The 21150-nt window shown below is 53.6% G+C and carries 18 protein-coding genes; 7 read left to right on the top strand and 11 right to left on the bottom strand.

Annotated elements, in window-relative coordinates; all coding sequences use genetic code 11:
- Window positions 1-249: 249 nt before the first annotated feature.
- The 5 genes from RAC90_RS02410 (at window position 250) to pdeR (ending at window position 9270) form a co-directional block, all read left to right on the top strand.
- Entirely contained in the window at window positions 250-2553 is a 2304-nt protein-coding gene (locus tag RAC90_RS02410) for an FdhF/YdeP family oxidoreductase (protein ID WP_039341548.1), read from the top strand.
- Between the two features lie 111 nt (window positions 2554-2664).
- Entirely contained in the window at window positions 2665-4596 is a 1932-nt protein-coding gene (locus RAC90_RS02405) for an exoribonuclease II (protein WP_172912548.1), read from the top strand.
- Between the two features lie 182 nt (window positions 4597-4778).
- Window positions 4779-6845 carry a carbon starvation CstA family protein gene (locus RAC90_RS02400; RefSeq protein ID WP_172912549.1) on the top strand — a complete coding sequence of 689 codons (2067 nt, stop codon included), beginning with the start codon at window positions 4779-4781 and terminating at the stop codon, window positions 6843-6845.
- Window positions 6838-7128, top strand: a complete 291-nt coding sequence (locus tag RAC90_RS02395; protein WP_172912550.1) for a YbdD/YjiX family protein — start codon at window positions 6838-6840, stop codon at window positions 7126-7128. Before RAC90_RS02400 ends, RAC90_RS02395 begins: the two co-directional genes overlap by 8 nt.
- A 156-nt stretch (window positions 7129-7284) precedes the next feature.
- Entirely contained in the window at window positions 7285-9270 is a 1986-nt protein-coding gene (pdeR, locus tag RAC90_RS02390; RefSeq protein ID WP_039340199.1) for a cyclic di-GMP phosphodiesterase, read from the top strand.
- A gap of 12 nt (window positions 9271-9282) precedes the next feature.
- Here pdeR and RAC90_RS02385 read toward each other — a convergent pair whose 3' ends face one another.
- Together RAC90_RS02385 and araD are read right to left on the bottom strand one after the other, a co-directional pair.
- Window positions 9283-10149 (bottom strand): crotonase/enoyl-CoA hydratase family protein, encoded by an 867-nt coding sequence (locus tag RAC90_RS02385; protein WP_033741810.1) that lies wholly within the window; start codon window positions 10147-10149, stop codon window positions 9283-9285.
- Window positions 10150-10418: 269 nt separating this feature from the next.
- Window positions 10419-11117 carry an L-ribulose-5-phosphate 4-epimerase gene (gene araD / locus RAC90_RS02380; protein ID WP_006119322.1) on the bottom strand — a complete coding sequence of 233 codons (699 nt, stop codon included), beginning with the start codon at window positions 11115-11117 and terminating at the stop codon, window positions 10419-10421.
- 344 nt (window positions 11118-11461) lie between these two features.
- Between araD and osmB the strand changes: the two genes are divergently transcribed.
- Entirely contained in the window at window positions 11462-11677 is a 216-nt protein-coding gene (gene osmB, locus RAC90_RS02375; RefSeq protein ID WP_006119323.1) for an osmotically-inducible lipoprotein OsmB, read from the top strand.
- Between the two features lie 80 nt (window positions 11678-11757).
- Here the strand turns inward: osmB and yciH are convergent, their stop codons facing one another.
- The 5 genes from yciH to pgpB form a co-directional block, all read right to left on the bottom strand.
- Window positions 11758-12081, bottom strand: coding sequence for a stress response translation initiation inhibitor YciH (gene yciH, locus RAC90_RS02370; protein WP_006119324.1), 324 nt, complete (start codon window positions 12079-12081; stop codon window positions 11758-11760).
- Window positions 12078-12791, bottom strand: coding sequence for an orotidine-5'-phosphate decarboxylase (gene pyrF / locus RAC90_RS02365; RefSeq protein ID WP_164481998.1), 714 nt, complete (start codon window positions 12789-12791; stop codon window positions 12078-12080). Before pyrF ends, yciH begins: the two co-directional genes overlap by 4 nt.
- Window positions 12792-12998: 207 nt before the next feature.
- Window positions 12999-14168 carry a lipopolysaccharide assembly protein LapB gene (gene lapB, locus RAC90_RS02360; protein ID WP_162285779.1) on the bottom strand — a complete coding sequence of 390 codons (1170 nt, stop codon included), beginning with the start codon at window positions 14166-14168 and terminating at the stop codon, window positions 12999-13001.
- Window positions 14169-14174: 6 nt separating this feature from the next.
- Window positions 14175-14486, bottom strand: coding sequence for a LapA family protein (locus RAC90_RS02355; RefSeq protein WP_033741817.1), 312 nt, complete (start codon window positions 14484-14486; stop codon window positions 14175-14177).
- A 128-nt stretch (window positions 14487-14614) separates the two neighbouring features.
- Window positions 14615-15379 carry a phosphatidylglycerophosphatase B gene (pgpB, locus tag RAC90_RS02350; RefSeq protein WP_375123898.1) on the bottom strand — a complete coding sequence of 255 codons (765 nt, stop codon included), beginning with the start codon at window positions 15377-15379 and terminating at the stop codon, window positions 14615-14617.
- Window positions 15380-15608: 229 nt separating this feature from the next.
- Between pgpB and ribA the strand changes: the two genes are divergently transcribed.
- Complete coding sequence (ribA, locus tag RAC90_RS02345; RefSeq protein ID WP_006119329.1) at window positions 15609-16202, top strand: GTP cyclohydrolase II; 594 nt, start codon at window positions 15609-15611, stop codon at window positions 16200-16202.
- 33 nt (window positions 16203-16235) lie between these two features.
- On the opposite strand, the gene acnA is transcribed toward ribA, so the two are convergent.
- The 4 genes from acnA to cysB form a co-directional block, all read right to left on the bottom strand.
- Window positions 16236-18917, bottom strand: coding sequence for an aconitate hydratase AcnA (acnA, locus tag RAC90_RS02340; RefSeq protein WP_375123897.1), 2682 nt, complete (start codon window positions 18915-18917; stop codon window positions 16236-16238).
- 402 nt (window positions 18918-19319) lie between these two features.
- Window positions 19320-19499, bottom strand: a complete 180-nt coding sequence (locus RAC90_RS02335) for a hypothetical protein (RefSeq protein WP_033741823.1) — start codon at window positions 19497-19499, stop codon at window positions 19320-19322.
- 3 nt (window positions 19500-19502) lie between these two features.
- The gene (locus tag RAC90_RS02330) at window positions 19503-19661 is read right to left on the bottom strand and encodes a YmiA family putative membrane protein (protein ID WP_006119333.1); all 159 of its coding nucleotides are present in this window, start codon (window positions 19659-19661) and stop codon (window positions 19503-19505) included.
- Between the two features lie 495 nt (window positions 19662-20156).
- Window positions 20157-21131, bottom strand: coding sequence for an HTH-type transcriptional regulator CysB (cysB, locus tag RAC90_RS02325; protein ID WP_033741825.1), 975 nt, complete (start codon window positions 21129-21131; stop codon window positions 20157-20159).
- Between the last annotated feature and the right edge of the window lie 19 nt (window positions 21132-21150).

The raw sequence follows: 21150 nt of genomic DNA, 5'->3' as shown, positions 1-21150 counted from the left end.
TTTCGCGCCTTTTTGTGTCATAAACAGCAAGTATTAGCGCGATGTGCCGATAACACCTGATACGGAGAAGTTATGAAAGGGTAAAATATGAACAGCATCACAGTTGTTGTGCCGTCACGATAAACGCGACCTATCGCACCATTAAGTCAATCAATTAGACAAGCTATGTCGTCGAACGCACACTAATCTTCACTATCAGGATATATCCTTGCAACATTCGTCCAACAAAAAAATAAGCCTGCACCTATGATGAAATTTAAGCGCCAAATTAAACCATACCGCGCCGCCGCGGGTGGCTGGGGTTCACTGGAAGCCACGACACGTTTTGTTTTCGACAGTAAAGCTGCCCTGAAAAACCTGCGCAATCTCATGCGTATGAACAAGGCGCGTGGCTTTGACTGCCCGGGCTGCGCCTGGGGCGATGACAATAAAAGTACTTTCAGCTTTTGTGAAAACGGAGCGAAAGCGGTAACCTGGGAAGCGACACGCCGCGTTGTGGATGCCGACTTCTTTGCGAAACACAGCGTGACCACGCTCTATGCTCAAAGCGATTACTTTCTGGAGTATCAGGGCCGCCTGACGCATCCCCTGCGCTACAACCGTGAAACCGATCACTACGAGCCCATCAGTTGGGATGACGCCTATGCGCTTATCGCGCAGCACATCAAAGCGATGGACAATCCAGACCAGATGGAGCTTTACACCTCAGGTCGCGCCAGTAATGAAGCGTCATGGCTTTATCAGCTGTTTGGCCGCATGCTGGGCACCAATAACTTCCCTGACTGCTCGAACATGTGTCACGAAGCCAGCGGTGCGGGACTGAAGCGCAGCATTGGCGTGGGTAAAGGCACGATTCGTCTGGATGATTTTGACCACGCGGATGCGATTTTTGTTTTTGGACAGAACCCGGGCACTAACCATCCACGCATGTTGCACAGCCTGCGTCACGCTGCCGATCACGGTGCAAAAATTGTGACCTTCAATACGCTGCGCGAACGCGGTCTGGAACGGTTCGCCGATCCGCAGAAGCCGCTGGAAATTGTGACCTCGAAAGCCGGTACCATCAGCTCGGCCTATTATCAGCCGCACCTGGGTGGCGATATGGCCGCGGTGCGCGGCATGGTTAAAGCCCTGCTGGAAACGCATCGCGCGCGCATTGCGGCAGGCGAAAGCGGCCTGTTCGATCAGGCGTTCCTGAATGCCAAAACGCACGGCGTTGAAGCCTACTTTGACGCCGTGGATAACACCGACTGGATGCAGATTGTGGCGCAATCCGGCCTGACTGAAGCGCAGATCCGTGAAGCGGCCGCGATTTACCAGAGCGCCGATCGGGTCATCTGTACCTGGGCGATGGGTATCACTCAGCACAAACATTCCGTCGATACCGTGCGCGAAATTACTAACCTGCAGCTGCTGTTTGGCCAGTTAGGTAAAAAAGGTGCGGGTCTGTGCCCTGTTCGTGGTCACAGTAATGTGCAGGGTAACCGCACCATGGGCATTGATGAGAAACCGGCAAAACCGTTCCTGGATGCGCTGGGTCAGCACTTCAATTTTGAGCCACCGCGTGCGGCAGGTCATAACACCGTTGAAGCACTGAATGCCATGCTGCGTGACGAAATCAAAGTGCTTATCGCGCTGGGTGGCAACCTGGCGGCGGCGGCACCGGATTCACCGCGCACCGAAGAAGCGCTGTCACGTTGTGGCCTGACCGTACATATCAGTACCAAACTGAACCGCAGCCATCTGGTTCCCGGTCATGAGGGCCTGATTCTGCCTACGCTGGGCCGCACCGAGCGCGATTTGCAGGCGACGGGCAATCAGTATATTACCGTGGAAGATTCCTTCAGCATGGTGCACGCGTCTGAAGGCGTGGGTATTCCGCTGGCGGATACACAACGTTCAGAAACGTCGATTGTCGCCAGCATTGCGCATGCGGTACTGGGCGATGAAAAGGTGAAGTGGCTGGATCTGGCGGCGGACTACAACCTGATTCGCGATCACATCGCAGCCACGATTCCTGGCTTTGCCGACTTTAACAGCAAATGCGATCAGCCTGGTGGGTTCTATCTGGGTAATGCCGCCGCCGAACTGCGCTTCAACACGCCGACCGGTAAGGCCGAGTTCAGCCCTGCCGCGCTGCCTGACTCGCTGTTTCCGCAGTTGGATCAGGAGGTGCCCTTCACGCTGCAAACCCTGCGTTCGCACGATCAGTACAACACGACGATTTACGGCCTTGATGACCGCTATCGCGGCGTTTACGGTCAGCGTGAAGTCGTCTTTATCAACCCGGACGATATGGCGGCATTAGGCTTCAGCGAAGGCCAGAACGTTGACATTGAAACCCTGTGGAATGACGGCGTAACACGTCGCGTGAGCGGCTTTAAGCTGGTGCCTTACAACATCCCGCGTGGCAACCTGGCGGCCTATTATCCAGAAACCAACCCGCTGGTTCCGCTGAACAGCTATGGTGATATTAGCGGTACGCCAACCTCGAAATCGGTGCCGGTTAAGCTGGAATTGTCGCAGGCAACGGTCACCCAACGCATTGCCTGATTCAGGCTTTGCTCCAGGCAAAAAGCCGGTTCGTCCGGCTTTTTGCCTTGCCGCGGGACCGCGATTCGCGTAAAACTGTCAGCCGCTATTAGGCCACGAAACGTAAAAATCATGTTCCAGGATAATCCGCTGCTTGCGCAGCTTAAAGAGAAGCTCCATTCACAAACGCCGCGTGCAGAAGGCGTTGTAAAAGGCACCGAAAAGGGATTCGGCTTTCTGGAAGTCGATGCACAAAAAAGTTATTTCATCCCGCCCCCGCAGATGAAGAAAGTGATGCACGGCGATCGTATTATTGCCGTCATCCACACCGATAAAGATCGTGAAAGCGCAGAGCCAGAAACGCTGGTCGAGCCTTTCCTGAGCCGTTTTGTAGGCCGTGTGCAGAAAAAAGACGATCGTCTTTCTATCGTGCCCGATCATCCCCTGCTGAAAGAGGCCATTCAGTGCCGTCCGGTACGTGGGCTGACCCACGATTTCCAACAGGGCGACTGGGCCGTCGCGGAAATGCGACGTCATCCGTTAAAGGGTGACCGCGGCTTTTATGCCGAACTGACCGAATTTATTGTCAGCGCAGACGACCACCTTGCGCCGTGGTGGGTGACACTGTCACGTCACAATCTGGAGCGCCAGGCACCTGAAATGGGTTTTGGCGAGATGCTGGACGAAAACTTGCAGCGTGAAGACCTGACCGCGCTGGATTTAGTGACCATCGACAGCGCCAGCACAGAAGATATGGACGATGCGCTCTATGTTGAGGCGCTGGAAGACAATGCCCTGCGCCTGACGGTCGCCATTGCCGATCCGACCGCTTACGTGGCTGAAGGCAGCGAGCTGGATAAGCTTGCCGCGCAACGTGCGTTCACCAACTACCTGCCGGGCTTTAATATCCCGATGCTGCCGCGCGAGCTTTCCGATGATGTCTGCTCCCTGCGCCCTGATGTGCGTCGCCCGGTACTGGCCTGTCGCGTCACCGTGGCGCAGGATGGCAGCCTGTCTGATGTGCACTTCTTCGCGGCCTGGATCGAATCGAAAGCCAAACTGGTCTACGACGAGGTTTCTGACTGGCTGGAGAACAGCGGCGAGTGGCAGCCGCAGAATGACGCGATTGCGAATCAGATCCGCCTGCTGCATCAATTGTGCCTGTCTCGCGGCGAATGGCGCCAGGCCCACGCGCTGGTGTTTAAAGATCGCCCGGATTACCGCTTCCTGTTGGGCGAGAAAGGCGAAGTGCTGGATATCGTCGCTGAACCGCGTCGCATTGCCAACCGAATCGTTGAAGAAGCCATGATTCTGGCCAACATCTGTGCGGCCGAGGTGCTGCGCGATAAGCTGGGCTTTGGGATCTATAACGTCCATGCAGGCTTCGATACTGCCAACGCCGAGCAGGCCGCCGCCGTGCTGGCGACACATGGGATTACGGCAGATCCTTCAGCGATTACCACGCTGGACGGTTTCCGTGTGCTGCGCCGGGAGCTGGATGCCCAGCCGACCCAGTTCCTGGACAGCCGTATTCGTCGTTTCCAGACGTATGCGGAAATCACCACCGAACCTGGCCCGCACTTCGGTCTGGGCCTGGAAGCCTATGCGACCTGGACCTCACCGATTCGTAAATTTGGCGACATGATCAACCATCGCCTGCTGAAAGCCATCGTGCGTGGTGAGTCGATCGCCCGGCCCGATGACGCTGTCACGGTCACCATGAGCGAGCGCCGCCGTCTTAACCGCATGGCCGAGCGTGACGTGGGCGACTGGCTTTATGCCCGTTACCTGTCACCTTTTGCGGCGACAGATCGTAAATTCAGCGCGGAAATTATCGATATTTCCCGTGGTGGCATGCGCGTGCGTTTGCTGGAGAATGGCGCAGTGGCGTTTATCCCTGCTCCGTTCCTGCACTCCGTTCGTGACGAACTGGTGTGCAGCCAGGAAAGCGGCACAGTGCAGATCAAAGGTGAAGTGGTTTACCGCGTGACCGATGTGATCGACGTGACCATCGCCGAAGTGCGTATGGAAACCCGCAGCGTCGTCGCTCGCCCCGCAGCCTGAGTATTATCCAGCGGGACAGGATAGCCTGTCCCGCTCATTACTGACGTACCGCTTCCGCACACGCTAAATTTGCACTGCGCTTCACAGTTCTCTCCTTATTAACTTTCACTTACATTCCATTACATTAACGTTAGCTCGTTGTATTCGATCGCCTTCCATTCGGTCTCTACAAGGAGTGAGTTATGAAGAACGTCAAAACCGGCGTGATCTGGTTAGCGGTGGCGTTAACTGGCGCGGGCGCGTTCGCGATGCTGGCGCTTAATCGCGGCGAACACGTCAACGCAGTCTGGCTGGTGGTTGCCGCAGTCGCCTGTTACAGCATTGCCTATCGTTTTTACAGCCTCTTTATCGCCCGCAACATTTTCGAACTCGACGATCGTCGCCTGACGCCTGCTGAACGTCTCAGCGACGGTCTGGACTACGTCCCCACCAACAAATGGGTGCTGTTTGGTCACCATTTTGCCGCTATCGCCGGTGCGGGCCCGTTGGTCGGTCCGATTCTGGCCGCGCAGATGGGCTTTTTACCTGGTACGATCTGGATTCTGGTCGGCGTGATGCTGGCCGGTGCGGTTCAGGATTTCCTGGTGCTGTTTATCTCGACCCGACGCGATGGCCGTTCACTGGGCGAAATGGCCCGTCAGGAGCTGGGGGCCTTCGCTGGCGTCATCACTATGCTGGGTGCGCTGGGCGTGATGATTATTATCCTTTCCGCGCTGGCGCTGGTGGTGGTGAAGGCACTGGCGAACAGCCCCTGGGGCCTGTTTACCATTGCCGCAACGATCCCTATCGCGCTGTTTATGGGCATCTACATGCGCTTTCTGCGCCCCGGTAAAATTGCTGAAGTCTCACTGATTGGTTTTGTGCTGATGATGGCGGCCATTATTTACGGTGGCGATGTTGCACAACATCCCTACTGGGGGCCGTTCTTTACCCTGAAAGGCACGTCACTGACCTGGGTGCTGGTCATTTATGGTTTTATCGCATCGGTATTACCGGTGTGGCTGCTGTTAGCACCGAGGGACTACCTCTCGACCTTTCTGAAAATTGGCGTCATCGTTGGTCTGGCTGTAGGTATTGTGTTCGCCATGCCAGAGATGAAGATGCCCGCCGTGACCCGCTTCATTGACGGCACCGGCCCGGTCTTCTCAGGGGCTCTGTTCCCGTTCCTGTTTATCACTATTGCCTGCGGGGCGATTTCCGGCTTTCATGCGCTGGTTTCCAGCGGAACCACGCCAAAACTCGTGGAGCGGGAAAGCCACATTCGCTTTATTGGCTACGGCGCGATGTTGATGGAGTCGTTTGTCGCCATAATGGCGCTGATTTGCGCCTCAGTGCTGGATCCCGGCGTGTATTTTGCGATGAATGCCCCGGCGGCGCTGATTGGCACCACCGTTGAAAATGCCGCCCAGGTGATCAACGGCTGGGGCTTTGTCGTTACACCGGAGATGTTAAGTGGAATTGCACGGGATGTAGGGGAAGCCTCCATTCTGTCCCGTGCTGGCGGCGCCCCGACGTTCGCCGTCGGTATGGCCCATATTATTACCGAGGTGGTTAACAGTCGCGCCATGATGGCCTTCTGGTATCACTTTGCCATTCTGTTTGAAGCCCTGTTTATTCTGACTGCCGTCGATGCCGGTACGCGTGCCTGTCGGTTTATGGTGCAGGACCTGGTGGGCACCATGGTGCCGTCGATGGCCAATAACCGCTCCTGGCTGGGTAACCTTGCGGGTACGACCGTTGCGGTGGCAGGCTGGGGATTCTTTGTGTATCAGGGCGTGATTGATCCGCTGGGCGGCATCAATACGCTATGGCCATTGTTTGGCATCGGTAACCAGATGCTGGCCTCCATGGCGCTGATTCTGGGCACCGTGGTGCTGTTTAAAATGAAGAAGCAGCGTTATGCGTGGGTGACCATTCTGCCAACGATCTGGCTGTTTATTACCTCAATGACCGCGGGATGGCAGAAGATTTTCCACGAAAAACCGTCCATCGGCTTTCTGGCGCAGGCCAATAAATTCCGTAAAGGTCTGGATGAAGGCGTGATTATCGCACCGGCGAAAACCGTCGCCGATATGCACACCATCGTTTTCAGTAACCAGATTAACGCGGCCCTGTGCGGGTTCTTTATGCTGGTCGCCGTCACCATGCTCATTGCGGCTTTTTTTGTGATTCGTCGTGCCCTGCGCAGTGAGGTACCTACCACGCATGAGTCCGCGACCACGTTGCGGAAGGAGATTCGCCATGTCTGACAGCATTCATCGTGTAACACGGCCAACAGGGACGTGGCAAATTGTGCGCTGCGAATTACGCTATGCTCCCGTCCGCCCTGGCTTTCGCTGGCGGGCATTCTGGCAGGGGCTACAGCAAAGCTTTCGTCTGATGGTGGGCGTTCAGGACTACCAAAAATACCTGCAGCACATGCGGCAGCATCATCCAGACCTGCCGCCGATGAGCGAGCGTGACTTTCATCGTTATTGTCTGGACGCCCGCTTTCCCAGTCAGACTGGAAAACTGGGTAAATGTCCGTGCTGAACCGCCTGCCGGCCCCGCTTCGGCGGGGTTTTTTGTTCCTGTTTTTTCTGGAAAGTAAAATAAATACACTTTCATCTTGTGCTGACATCAGTAGATGAATACTGTTGCTAAAATAATGAGATAACGTCAGCTATGGACTTCCCGGAGGGAGTGATCATGACCGATGAACAAGGGCAATCATTGTTGTATACCTTGTTTGGTACAACCAGCCCTCATTGGCGGTTAAGCGCGGACAGCGATGCGCTGCTTTTTGCCTTAGATGAATCATCGAATACGAGTGTTGCTGTGCCGCTGACGCCTGGCCAGTGCAGTTTACTGCGAGCTATGCCAGTGATTACTTCCAGTATCAACCTGACGTTAACAATCCATGGTGAGCAGGTGGCCATGCATTTTGTCGGACGGCGCATCAATCAGTCCGTCTGGGCCGGTACCGCATCCGCCTGGGGCGATACATCGGCGGTCGCACGCGATCTGACGCTGGGGCTGTCCTTTGCGGAACAGGTGGTTTCAGAGGCCAATTCCGTTATCGTCATTCTTGACCAGCGGGGAAATATTCAGCGCTTTAACCGACTCAGCGAAGAGTACACCGGCCTGTATGAGCAGGATGTGATTGGCCGGAATGTTTTTCAGCTGTTTATGACCAAGCAGGAGGCGGCAGCGTCACGTCGCAACATTGCGGGCTTCTTCCGTGATGGTAACTCTTATGAAGTCGAACGCTGGATCAAAACGATGAAGGGACAGCGACTCTTTCTGTTTCGTAATAAGTTTGTTCACAGCGGCAGCGGAAAAAATGAAATTTTCCTCATCTGTTCCGGAACGGATATTACCGAAGAACGTCGCGCTCAGGAGCGACTGCGTGTCATGGCCAATACGGATGGTATTACCGGCCTGCCCAACCGTCACGCGATACATCAGCAAATCAGTCAGGCGCTGGAGCGGGCGGAAGGCAGTGAAACCGGTGTGGTCTATCTGGACCTGGATAATTTCAAAAAAGTGAATGACGCTTATGGCCATATGTTTGGCGATCAACTGCTGCAGGCGGTGTCGCTGGCTATTCTGAGTTGTCTGAGTAAGAACCAGACGCTGGGACGCCTCGGCGGTGATGAGTTTGTGGTGCTGGCAGAACAGACCAGCCAGGCGGCGCTGGAAGCGATGGCGACGCGCATTCTGGATCGGTTACGTCAGCCCTTCCGCATTGGACTTATCGAAGTTTACAGCGGCTGCTCTATCGGCATTGCCATCGCGCCGCTGCACGGGGAAGATCGTGAATGCCTGATCCGCAATGCCGATACGGCGATGTATCACGCCAAAGAGAACAATCGCGGTAAATATTGCGTCTTTGCTGAAGAGATGAACCGGCGGGTATTTGAATATCTGTGGCTTGATACCAATCTTCGCAAAGCGCTGGAGCAGGACCATTTACTGGTGCACTACCAACCCAAGGTGGACACGGACGGGAAAGTTCGCAGTGCCGAAGCGTTGGTGCGCTGGCATTCACCCGAGCGCGGACTGGTCTCGCCTGCTGACTTTATTCCCTATGCTGAAGATTCAGGACTGATTGTGCCGCTGGGGCGCTGGGTAATGCTCAATGTGTTGAAACAGATTATCGCGTGGCGCCAGCAGGATATTCATCTGCGCGTGGCCGTCAACGTCTCCGCGCGCCAGTTGATGGATCAGTCGATCTACAGCGATCTGAAGCAGGCGCTGACTGACGCCGGTTTAACGGAAAGCCCGATCGATATCGAACTCACGGAGAGCTGTCTGATTGAGAACGAAGCGGAAGCGCTGAAGTTAATGCACAAGTTCCAGGAGCTGGGTGCCCAGGTCCATCTGGATGATTTTGGTACCGGTTATTCCTCGTTATCACAGCTGGCACGAGTGCCTATTAACGCCATTAAGCTGGATCAAAGTTTTATCCGCAATGTGAATAAACGCCCTGTCTCCCAGTCGCTGGTACGCGCAATTGTTGCGGTTGCCAAGGCGCTGGATTTACAGGTTATTGCCGAAGGCATAGAAACCGCCGATGAAGAGGCCTTCGTGCTGAAGAATGGCGTCGATGGTCGACAAGGCTATTTCTACGCAAAACCAATGCCCGCCGAACAGTTTGGGCATTGGCTGGCTCAGCATCCTGCCCGCAAGTAAACGCTTAAGTCCCTAACCCGCTTTACGCAGTGATGCGGTGTGGCGGTTTTGTAACTGGACTAAACGCTCCATATAGGCGATATCTTTTGCTTCAAGCGAAAAGGCGTAATCGACCCAGTCTTCCGTGATGTCCATTAACTCGGCGCGGGAAAGCTGCAATACGCGCTGGCGCGCCTTCAGCATAGCGCGCACTCCATTGAGTTTGGGCCGCAAGGTATCAATGAACGTCCGGGTGGCACGGTAGCTGTCGCCTGGCTGAAACACTTTGTCAACCAGTCCCCGCGTTTCGTACCACTCTGCGCTGTGGGATTCGCCTTCGATGATCAGCTCCTCCGCCAGCTTCATGCCCGAACGCCGGGCGACTAATGAATAGCCGCCCATACCCGGAAACAGGTTAAACGCAATCTCCGGAAAACCCATACGGGCGTTGTTTTGCGCCAGGATAAAGTGATGCGCCAGCGCTGCCTCAAAACCGCCGCCCAGTGCACTGCCCTCAATCATTGCCAGCGTCACGGCTCCGGTGTCAAAGCCACGCGCGGCAGAATGAATGCAGTCAACACAGGCGCGTGCATAGGCACGCAACGCTTCCCGGCGATTATTGCGGATACACTCCACAAAGAAGCGCAAATCACCACCGGCATTAAACATTTGTGGCACTAACGAGCCGGTGACCCAGAAGTCGATGGGTAAACCAGAACGCTGGGCCGCGTAACTGAGATTCATGATCTCTTCAATCAGTTCATGATTAAAGCTGGGGCGCGGTTGGGCGCGTAACATCATCCACATGGTACGTCTCCCTTCTTCGTAATAAGCCACTAACTGCGTGGTTTGTCCGGCTTCGGAAAACAGTCTGCATGTGGGTTGGTTAATCACGGTCATTGTCTCATCCTCTGTTATTTTGATGCGCTAATTGCGCCACATCAGCCTAATCCAGAGTGAGGCCAGACCAAATGAGAGATTGATTTACAAGATAAATTCCAGAGTGATCCCTGATGCACGACATTTAATTGATTAGTATGATTTCTTGATAGCACGCGACTCGCTGGCAGAGCAGCGCCAACCGATAACGGGCACTGAAGAGACTTTCACGCCACGTAAGCCGTGCGTAACGCGCTAATCAGGACGCAGACCAGGCTGCGCCCTCAACCTTATTTCTGGCCGTACCAGGCATTTTCACCATGCTTGCGCAAGTAATGCAGATCGAGCAGGGTTTGCTGGATGGGGGGAAGACCGGCCGTCAGCTGCTGACTGAACAATCCCATATACGCCACCTCTTCCAGCACCACCGCGCTGTGCACCGCCGCATGGGCATCTTTGCCCCACGCGAAGGGGCCATGTGAATTCACCAGCACGGCGGGAATCGCAGTGGGAGAAAGCCCACGCTGCGCAAAGGTTTCAATAATCACTTCACCCGTATTCCACTCGTATTGCTGTTGAATCTCCTCGTCACGCATGGCGCGGGTACAGGGAATTTCACCGTAGAAGTCGTCCGCGTGTGTGGTTCCCCAGGCCGGAATGGCACGACCGGCCTGCGCCCAGATGGTGGCGTGGCGTGAGTGCGTATGGACAATTCCACCTACTTCGGGCCAGGCCAGATAAAGCGCCCGGTGCGTAGCCGTGTCAGAGGAAGGACGCTTTGTGCCTTCGATAACCTCTCCGCTCGCCAGATCCACCACTACCATGTCATCCACTTTCATTACATCGTAACTGACGCCGGAAGGCTTAATCACCAGCAAACCCTGCTCACGATCGAGGGCGCTGACATTGCCCCAGGTGAAGGTAACAAGGTTATGTTTAGGAAGATCGAGATTGGCTTCCAGAACCTGTTGTTTCAGATGTTCCAGCATTTTTTTCTCCTGCTGAATAAGGTCTTAACATTTTGCGGAGCAGGCAGAAAAAACGTTATGGAGCAAATGGCTAAAAAGCAGCGGAAAATAGCTGTGAATGGAAAATTGTGCTGAGAATTAAGAATTATCCCTCTTCGGAAAACCTTCAAAATGAATAGAATTCTGTCAGGCGTCGGGCAGGTCCACCTGCTACTGGTGCTTTTCAGCCGCTACAAACAGATCGTCCATGGTGTCCGCGTTTTTATACTAAAAGGATGCGGTAATAATGCGGCACAGGCGGCCTGAAAAAATTTCAAAGCTATACTTAGTGTGTTGCCTCTGCAAACACAATAAAGGAGAAGTTTATGACAATTACAATGAAAAAATTGACCGTTGCGGTTTTAGCGACCACCCTGGTTGTGGCGTTAAGCGGCTGTTCTAACTGGTCTAAGCGTGACCGCAATACTGCGATTGGTGCAGGTGCGGGTGCCATTGGTGGTTCAGTACTGACCAACGGCAGCGCGCTGGGTACAGTCGGCGGCGCCGCAGTAGGTGGCATTATCGGTCATCAGATTCACTAAGAACCGCAATTAAAACAATTAACGGCTACGCAGCGCATCTACACTATAAGCCGGGCTACACAAGTCGCCCGGTTTTTTATTTAACCGCCCGCCAGTTTTACTTTCATACCTTTGGCTTCCAGCAGGCTTTTAAGTAAATCACGTTTGTCGCCCTGAATTTCAATCACACCGTCTTTCACCGATCCGCCGCAACCGCATTTCTTTTTTAGCTCGGCAGCCAGCAGATTCAGTGCACCGTCATCCATGTCCACACCAGTTATCAGGCAAACGCCCTTGCCTTTCCGGCCGCTGGTCTGGCGCTGGATACGGACAATGCCGTCCCCTTTAGGACGTTCCACTTTCTGTTCGGGTTGCACAATGCGGCCTGAATCTGTGGAATATACAAGTGGGTTGTCACGACTCATTTTACCGCCTCCAGATCATTGATTATGGCTTTCAGCGTCGCCGCCGGGTTAGCAGACTGTGTAACCGGGCGGCCAATGACCATATAATCCACCCCGGCGAGCTTCGCCTGCTGCGGCGTCATTACGCGACGCTGATCGCCGGCGTCGCTGCCTGCTGGCCGGATGCCTGGCGTGACCAGCGTGAAGTCCCTGCCAATGACCTGTTTAAATCGGGCGGCTTCGTGGGCGGAACAAACCACACCATCCAGGCCACAATCGTGGGTCAGCTTCGCCAGGCGCTCGGCCTGCTCTGCCGGCGAAAGCGTGATACCCAGACCCAGCAAGTCATCTGCATTCATACTGGTCAGGACGGTGACGGCAATCAGTAACGGCGCTTGCTGCCCAAAAGGCACTAACGCTTCCCGGGCGGCGTTCATCATACGCGCACCGCCGCTGGCGTGCACATTCACCATCCAGACACCAAGATCGGCGGCGGCGGCGACCGCATGGGCCGTTGTATTGGGGATATCATGGAATTTCAGGTCGAGGAAGATTTCAAAGCCGCGTTGTTGCAGCGTTTTGACCAACTGAGGGCCAAATAAGGTGAACATTTCTTTGCCCACTTTCAGGCGACAGCTACCTGGCTCTATCTGATCAACAAAATGCAGCGCGCTGTTTAAATCGTGGTAATCAAGCGCCACTAACACGGGTGAAGTCGGGGATAAGGCCATGCTATTTCCTCTGCGGTAGGCACCTGCTGGCGCGTTAGACAAACGGCACGCATTCTACCTGCCCGCATTTCCCATCACAATCCCTGTTATCCTGCGAGGCGATATTCGCACGGTGCTGATGTAAGCTTGAGGATCGGGGCTCAAATAGTATGTTGTAACTAAAGTAGGCACAAGAAAGACAGGCAACAGTGCGCATCACGTGCGCAGTTATTGCCCGTCGAGTCCCCGAATCGGTTTGACCGATGACCAGGTGCGGCAGGAAGGACAATGCCAGTAGAGCGCATGGGCAGTAAACCCACATTTCTGGCAACGGTAGCGCGGCTTGGTCCGGATTTGTTCGCCGACCAGGTCGCGCAGGACCATCAGACTCTCTTTGGCGCGACCGTCTTCCGCCTCATGCAGGTGAAACTCCATCAGGCGATGAAACACGCGCATATTGGGATGACGCTGTAACTGATGATTAATGTAATTTTGTGCGGCTTCCGCGCCCTGCTCTTCCTCCAGAATCGCGGAAAGATAAAGTTCTGCGGCGGCGCCGGTATTTTCTTCCACGCAGCGTTTGAGAAAGGCAGCCCAGGCGTCGGGCTGATTAAGTCGCTGAAAACAGGTCTCCAGCATCGGCAGCGTTTCACTGACCAGTTCTTTGTCCTGATCCAGTACACGTTGCAGATGGTCAACCGCTTTGCCGTACTCCCCTTTCTCCATCAGAATGCGTCCCATCATAATGGAGACTCGCGCGCTCTGGCGATCTGCCGCCTCGCCCTTTTTCAACAGCGTCATTGCGCGGTCAAGATCGTCGCTGCTCATCGCCTGCAAAGCCAGTTCACAGTAGAAATGCGCGATCTCGCCCTTCTGCTTGTCTTTGCCTAATTTCACCAGGCGCTCAGCGACCTCAATCGCCTGAAGCCAGTCGCTGGTCGCCTGATGAATAAGCAATAACTGCTGCAGGGCACCAATGCGGAAATCCGTTTCATCGGTGAGCTGTTTAAACATGTCTTCTGCGCGGTCATAAAGCCCCGCGGCCATGTAATCGCGCCCCAGTTGCTGGATAGCTAATAAACGCTGCTCATAGCTCAGCGAGGCACTTTCCATTAACGACTGATGGATTCGAATCGCACGGTCAACTTCACCGCGGGAGCGGAACAGGTTTCCCAGCGTAAGATGCGCCTCAACGGTGCCGCTGTCTTCCTTCAGCATATCAAGGAACAGATCGACCGCTTTATCCTGTTGGTTGGACAGCAGAAAGTTAACGCCCGCCACGTATTCGCGTGACAAGCGGTTGGATTCCTGTTGCTTGTCCTGCTGCGCACTACGGCGTCCCATGTACCAGCCATAGGCCGCCGCAACAGGCAGTAACAGAAACAGCAGTTCTAACATGGAATCTTATTCCTGCACGGTTGGCGGCAACGGTTTACCACCTGTGCCAGGCGCATTCTGATCAACCTGAGCCTGCAGACGTTTAATTTTACGTTGAGCGTTCGCCAGCGAGACGCGAACACGCAGCCAGAACAGCCCACAGATGACCCAGCCCAGCAGGAAGCCCACGCCGAACAACGTTGCCAGTAAAGTGGAGATACGGAAATCGCCCTGCGCCAGCAGATAGTTAAAGGTGATAACCTGGTCGTTGTGTGCGCCAAGGGTCACAGAAATGATAAAAATGACCAAAACCACTAAAAAAATCAGCAAATATTTCACAGTGCATCCTGTTGTGAGGTTGTCGAATCAAAGTATGCCAAAATTACGGCAGAAATACTGCTCCTTGCAGCATCAGGCGAAGCACTTTTGCGCGGTTCAGTCGCAAGATATGAGGCTGAACGGCGCAATTACAATCCCTGGTCGCGTTCTGCCACTTCCTTTTGCTCGTCGGAGGGCAACGTCAGCGGTCCACAAAAGCGCTGGGCAAGCCAGGTGGCGATGACCACCAAAAACCAGGACAGCACGGTGGCAACGGCAAGATCGCGCGGCCAGTGCATACCCAGTAACAAGCGGCTTCCCATAACGCCCACCGCCCAAACGCCGACCAGCACTATCGTTTTATAATGCCGGCGCGGCCATAGCAGGCCAATGACCAGTAATGCCCAGCTCGCCGCGAACAAGGTATGACCTGACGGGAAGGCGAACCCTGTTTCAAACGCCCAGTGCTTTTTCAGCCAGACCGGAATATGCGATTCATCCGCAATCAGTGCGGTAACGCGTTCACCACGCTGGGTGCGGTTTAACTGATAGAAGGTTTTGTCATCCAGACCGTGCGTTTTCTCCAGCCATACCACATAAGGTCGGGGTTCCTGCACCCGCTCTTTAATGAATGATTTGGTATACTGGCCCGCCAGAATCGTGACATTCATGATCAGCAACAGCAGCAATGCCGGTTTAAGCCGAAAGCGAAGACACCATAATACCCAGGCACTTAACACCAGGCTGGTCAGTATGCCCCATGGCCGGGTCACCGTTTCTGTCATCCAGAACAGGACTCTCAGAAACGTGTTACTTTCCTCGGGTTGCCATTGCCAGCCGGACAGCCACACGGCTAATGGCATCATCAGCAGTAACACCATCCCTGCTGTGGTACGTTGCAAAATTTTAACCATCCCTTTTCCCTTTTTGCTGATGAAAAGCCGTCATACCGGTAAAACTTTAGCTTAAAAAAGAATAACATAACCTTTACGGATTAGATAATCGTGCTTTATCACAACAATCGTTTACACAGATTAACAGCCAACCTCGCGGTTGTGGCACAATATTGCACGTTTGTCGGGCCACATCGGCCTGTGCACTATCATGATGATAGTGCATCCTCTGATGGTTCTGGAGAGTCACATGCAGCTTAAACGGGTGGCAGAAGCCAAACTGCCAACGCCATGGGGAGATTTCCTGATGGTAGGTTTTGAAGAACTGGCAACCGGTCACGACCACGTTGCTCTGGTCTTTGGCGATATCAATGATAACGAACCGGTCCTGGCGCGCGTTCATTCGGAATGTCTTACCGGTGATGCGCTGTTCAGCCTGCGTTGCGATTGCGGCTTTCAACTTGAAGCTGCGCTGAATGCCATTGCCGAAGAAGGACGGGGTGTATTGCTTTATCACCGCCAGGAAGGCCGCAATATCGGTCTGCTGAATAAAATTCGCGCTTACGCTTTGCAGGACAAAGGGTATGACACGGTTGAAGCTAACCATCAGCTCGGTTTTGCCGCTGATGAACGTGACTTCACGCTCTGCGCAGATATGTTTAAGCTCCTTGGGGTGAACGAGGTTCGCCTGCTTACAAATAATCCGCGGAAGGTTGAAATCCTGAGCGAAGCCGGTATTAACATCGTTGAACGTGTGCCGTTGGTGGTGGGACGGAATCCCAAAAATGCGCACTATCTCGATACCAAAGCCGAAAAAATGGGCCATCTGTTGCCGAAGCAGTGAATAAAAAAGCCGGGTTTCCCCGGCTTTATCGTATCAGTTGAGCATATTTCGAATCACATAATGCAGAATACCGTCGTTGCGGTAATAGGTCAGCTCATTACCGGTATCAATGCGACAGCGGGTATTCAGCTTCTCTTTGCTGCCATCGGCACGCGTGATTGTCACTGGCACGGTGCAGCCCGGCGTGAGCTGTGACAGGTTCTCAACGTCAACCGACTCATCCCCTTTCAGTCCTAATGTTTTACGCGTTACGCCCTGGGGGAATTCCAGCGGTAAGATCCCCATACCGATCAGATTAGAGCGGTGGATACGTTCGAACGATTCGGCGATCACCACGCGAACGCCCTGCAGACGCGGTCCCTTCGCTGCCCAGTCACGACTCGAACCTGACCCGTACTCTTTACCGGCAATGACGGCCAGCGGCACGCCTTCGGCCTGATATTTCATCGCGGCATCGTAAATGGCCAGTTGTTCACCACTTGGATAATGTTTGGTATAGCCACCCTCAACGCCCGGCACCATTTCATTGCGGATACGAATGTTGGCAAAGGTTCCGCGCATCATGACTTCGTGGTTACCACGACGCGAGCCATAGGAGTTGAAGTCATTGCGCTCGACACCATGCGCCAACAGATAGCGCCCTGCCGGGCTTTCTGCTTTGATGCTACCTGCCGGTGAAATATGGTCTGTTGTGACCGAATCCTCCAGAATAGCCAGCAAACGAGCGCCACGAATGTCTTCGACCGGTTTGGGCGTTTTTTCCATGTCATCAAAGAACGGTGACAGACGGATATAGGTTGATCCTTCGTCCCAGTCATAGGTCGCGGCTTCGCTGACTTTGATGGCCTGCCATTCGGGCGTACCGTCAAAGACTTCCGCATACTCTTTGTGGTACATATCGCTGGTAACCTGCTGTACCGCTGTCGCGATTTCTTCAGGCGAAGGCCAGATATCTTTCAAAAAGACCGTCTTGCCATCCCGATCCTGTCCGAGCGGATCAGTTTGCAGGTTGATCTTCATATTCCCCGCGAGCGCATAGGCCACCACCAGCGGCGGTGAAGCCAGCCAGTTGGTTTTAATCAGCGGATGAATACGGCCTTCGAAATTACGGTTACCCGACAGCACGGCCCCCACTGTGAGGTCGCCCTCTTTAATCGCCGATTCGATCGCATCCGGCAGCGGGCCGGAGTTACCGATACAGGTTGTACAGCCATAACCGACCAGATTAAAGCCCAGTTTATCGAGGAACGGCGTCAGTTGTGCGACGGCCAGATAGTCGGAAACCACTTTAGAGCCCGGGGCAAGAGATGCTTTGACCCACGGCTGGCGTTTCAGGCCCCGCTCTACCGCCTTTTTCGCCAGTAAACCTGCGGCCATCAGGACACTTGGGTTTGAGGTGTTTGTACACGAGGTAATCGCCGCAATGGCCACCGCGCCGTCGGTCAGCGTATGGGAAAGTCCGGTATCGCTGTCCGTGTAGGTGACTTCTTTATGAGGTTTCTGCGCGTGGTTGACTTCCAGTTCATTGCTGGCGTCGAACGCCGCCGGGACATCGCCCAGGGACACGCGATCCTGTGGGCGTTTTGGTCCGGCCAGACTTGATTCAACATCATTCATGTCCAGCGCAAGACTGCTGGTGAAGACAGGTTCATCGCCCGTATTACGCCACATTCCCTGGCGTTTAGCATAATGTTCTACCAGCGCAACCTGTTCGGCATCGCGTCCGGTTAAGGTCATATAGCTCAGTGTCACTTCATCGACAGGGAAGAAACCGCAGGTGGCGCCGTATTCCGGTGCCATATTGGCGATGGTTGCGCGGTCCGCCAGCGGCAGATCGGCCAGGCCATCACCATAGAATTCCACAAATTTGCCCACCACGCCGTGCTTACGCAACATTTGCGTCACCGTTAGCACCAGATCGGTCGCGGTAATGCCCGGCCGCAGTTTGCCAGTGAGTTTGAAGCCCACGACATCCGGGATCAGCATAGACACCGGTTGCCCCAGCATCGCCGCTTCGGCTTCAATCCCGCCGACGCCCCATCCCAGCACGCCAAGCGCATTGATCATCGTGGTATGAGAATCCGTCCCGACTAAGGTGTCCGGCCAGGCATAGGTTTCGCCGTTTATCTGCTGCTGCCAGATTGCTTTCCCCAGGTATTCAAGGTTTACCTGGTGACAGATCCCGGTCCCCGGTGGCACCACCCGGAACTGGTCAAAGGCTTTCTGGCCCCAGCGCAGGAAGACGTAACGCTCATGGTTGCGTTCCATCTCCAGCCGCACGTTCTCTTCAAAGGCATCGTCGTCGCCAAAATGGTCAACGGTGACGGAGTGGTCAATGACCAGATCGACCGGGGACAGTGGGTTGACTTTATTCACGTCTCCGCCCAGTCGGTTCACCGCTTCGCGCATCGCGGCTAAATCAACAACGGCGGGTACGCCGGTGAAATCCTGCATTAAAACACGGGCCGGGCGGTAAGCAATTTCCCTGTCGGCGTGGCCGGTTTTTTGCCAGTCAACTAACGCCTGAATATCTTCCTCAGTGACTGAGTCGCCATCCTGCCAGCGCAACAGGTTTTCTAACAGCACTTTGAGGGATTTAGGCAACCGATCAATGTTACCGAGATGTTGTGAAGCGCGAGGTAGACTGAAGATGTGATAGTTGTGATTATCTACCTGCAGTGTTTCCTGACTCTGCTCGCGTAGGGATGACGACATAGCTCCTCCTTTATAATACATGGTCTTTAAACCTCAGAGACAACAAGGTTTAGTATAAAGATAGACCACTTTTTTGTTAACGTTTTGATTACAACACAGATTGCTACAATCGGACGCAAACAAAAATGCCCCGCAATGTTGCGAGGCATTATTGAGAAAGAGACACGTTTAAATTATAGCGCTGCCCAGAGCGCTGCCATCCACACGGTAAATGAGAACGCATAAGCACTAAACCAGGTCATTTTAATCATATTCATAGCAATACTCCTGCGTAGAAAGGGCAATAAAAGCCGTACTCGCATCCTGATAAGGGATGACATCATTTATGCAACGTGTGAAGAGCGCTTAATTAAGTAAGTCTGAAAGACAGAAGAAATGTCGAAAGAAAAACGCGATGTAAAATTATTTTGTTTTCGGGTCCAGAAAGGACTCGATGAAATTACGCTGATGCTCGTTCAGATCCCAACTTTCGGGGATAGTCACTTTTTCCGCCTTTGCAACCGGCTCTTTCGCTTTATAGCCAGAGAGACGATGCTGACGAGTCGTCATGGTGTGCTTATGGCAGAGTGCGTTTGCCCACATGGCTTAACCCCAGATGCGCCAAATCATTAATGCTACAACCACCCAGAACAGCGCTGAGGCAGCGAACACAGTTAACCAGGCATTGCGACGAGTGTTACCTGTACGCTTAACCTTGGTGCTTTTAGCCGGGAAGCCCGGATCAACAGTCAGTCTCGTAGCCATAGTTTTTGATAATCACTCTCAATAAAACGATTGATAACATCGATTAAGATTTAGGAGGAATCCTAAACCCGTTAAGGCCAAAAATCCAGTCATTTTTATTGCACAAAACGATTAACGCAATTTATCAAAACTGTAAAATTACTTAAGTAACGATTAATGACTTATTACCCATACTATTAAAATCCGCCTGACAAAAATTTGAGTTAATTTAACTTCAGATCCAGTCATTACTAAAGACCGTGTTAACTAACCCCTAAATAAAAGCTTCTCCATCAAGCGTTAACTGGAGTATGGGAATAATCCTGGCAGCCCGCAAAGAAATCGCGTCAAAAATGTGTCGTATTTCGCATTTAAGATACAGCAAGCTTTAAACATGTGATCGACGTTGCATTTACAAAAAGATAATGAAACTTCTCAATATAAACATGGCGCTAACATTCTTGCATAAAAAAGGCTGCACTAAGCAGCCTGAGAATACGCGACGACAGATAACCGTTACTTAAACGGCAGCTTGATATCTTTAAACATGGCCTCAATGTCCTCGTTGGAACGCAACGCTACTGCCGTATCCACGACATCGCGCGTCAGATGGGGGGCGAAGCGCTGGATGAAGTCATACATATAACTGCGCAGGAAGGTGCTGCGGCGGAAACCAATCTTCGTCGTACTGTTGGTGAAGATTTCAGAGGCTTCAATTCTGACGAGGTCAGGATCAGCAACGGGATCCACCGCCATACTCGCAATCACCCCTACGCCCAGCCCCAGGCGAACATACGTTTTAATGACGTCGGCATCCGTTGCGGTAAAGACGATACGTGGCGTCAACCCCGCGCGCATAAAGGCAGTATCCAGCTCGGAGCGTCCGGTGAAGCCGAAGGTATAGGTTACCAGCGGAAAATCGGCCAGCTCCTCTATCGTCACCTGCCCTTTTCCCGCCAGCGGATGGTCTGGCGTGACCACGATAGCGCGGTTCCAGTGATAGCACGGTAGCATAATGAGATCGTCGTAGAGGTGGAGCGCTTCCGTGGCAATTGCAAAGTCTGCGTTGCCTTTAGAAACCGCCTCGGCAATCTGCGTTGGTGAACCCTGATGCATATGCAGCGAGACACGTGGATAACGTTCGATAAAGCCCTTAATCACGCCGGGCAGCGCATAGCGCGCCTGAGTGTGCGTAGTGGCAACATATAACGAGCCTTTATCCGGCCAGGTATGTTCACCTGCGACAGATTTAATGGCATCCACTTTGGAAAGCACTTCGCGCGCAATGCGAATGATTTCTTCACCGGCGGGCGTAACCTGCGTCAGGTGCTTACCGCTGCGGGCGAAAATCTGCACCCCAAGCTCATCCTCCAGCATACGGACCTGCTTACTGATGCCCGGCTGCGAAGTGTAAAGCCCTTCTGCTGTCGATGAAACATTCAGGTTGTGGTTCACGACTTCTACGATATAGCGCAACTGCTGTAATTTCATATCTGTTGTTATCCTGGTC

Source organism: Pantoea sp. CS_6 (genome assembly GCF_041954745.1).
GTDB lineage: Bacteria > Pseudomonadota > Gammaproteobacteria > Enterobacterales > Enterobacteriaceae > Pantoea > Pantoea stewartii.
The sequence above is the reverse complement of the archived record's forward strand: the minus strand, read 5'-3'. Positions and strand labels throughout refer to the sequence as shown.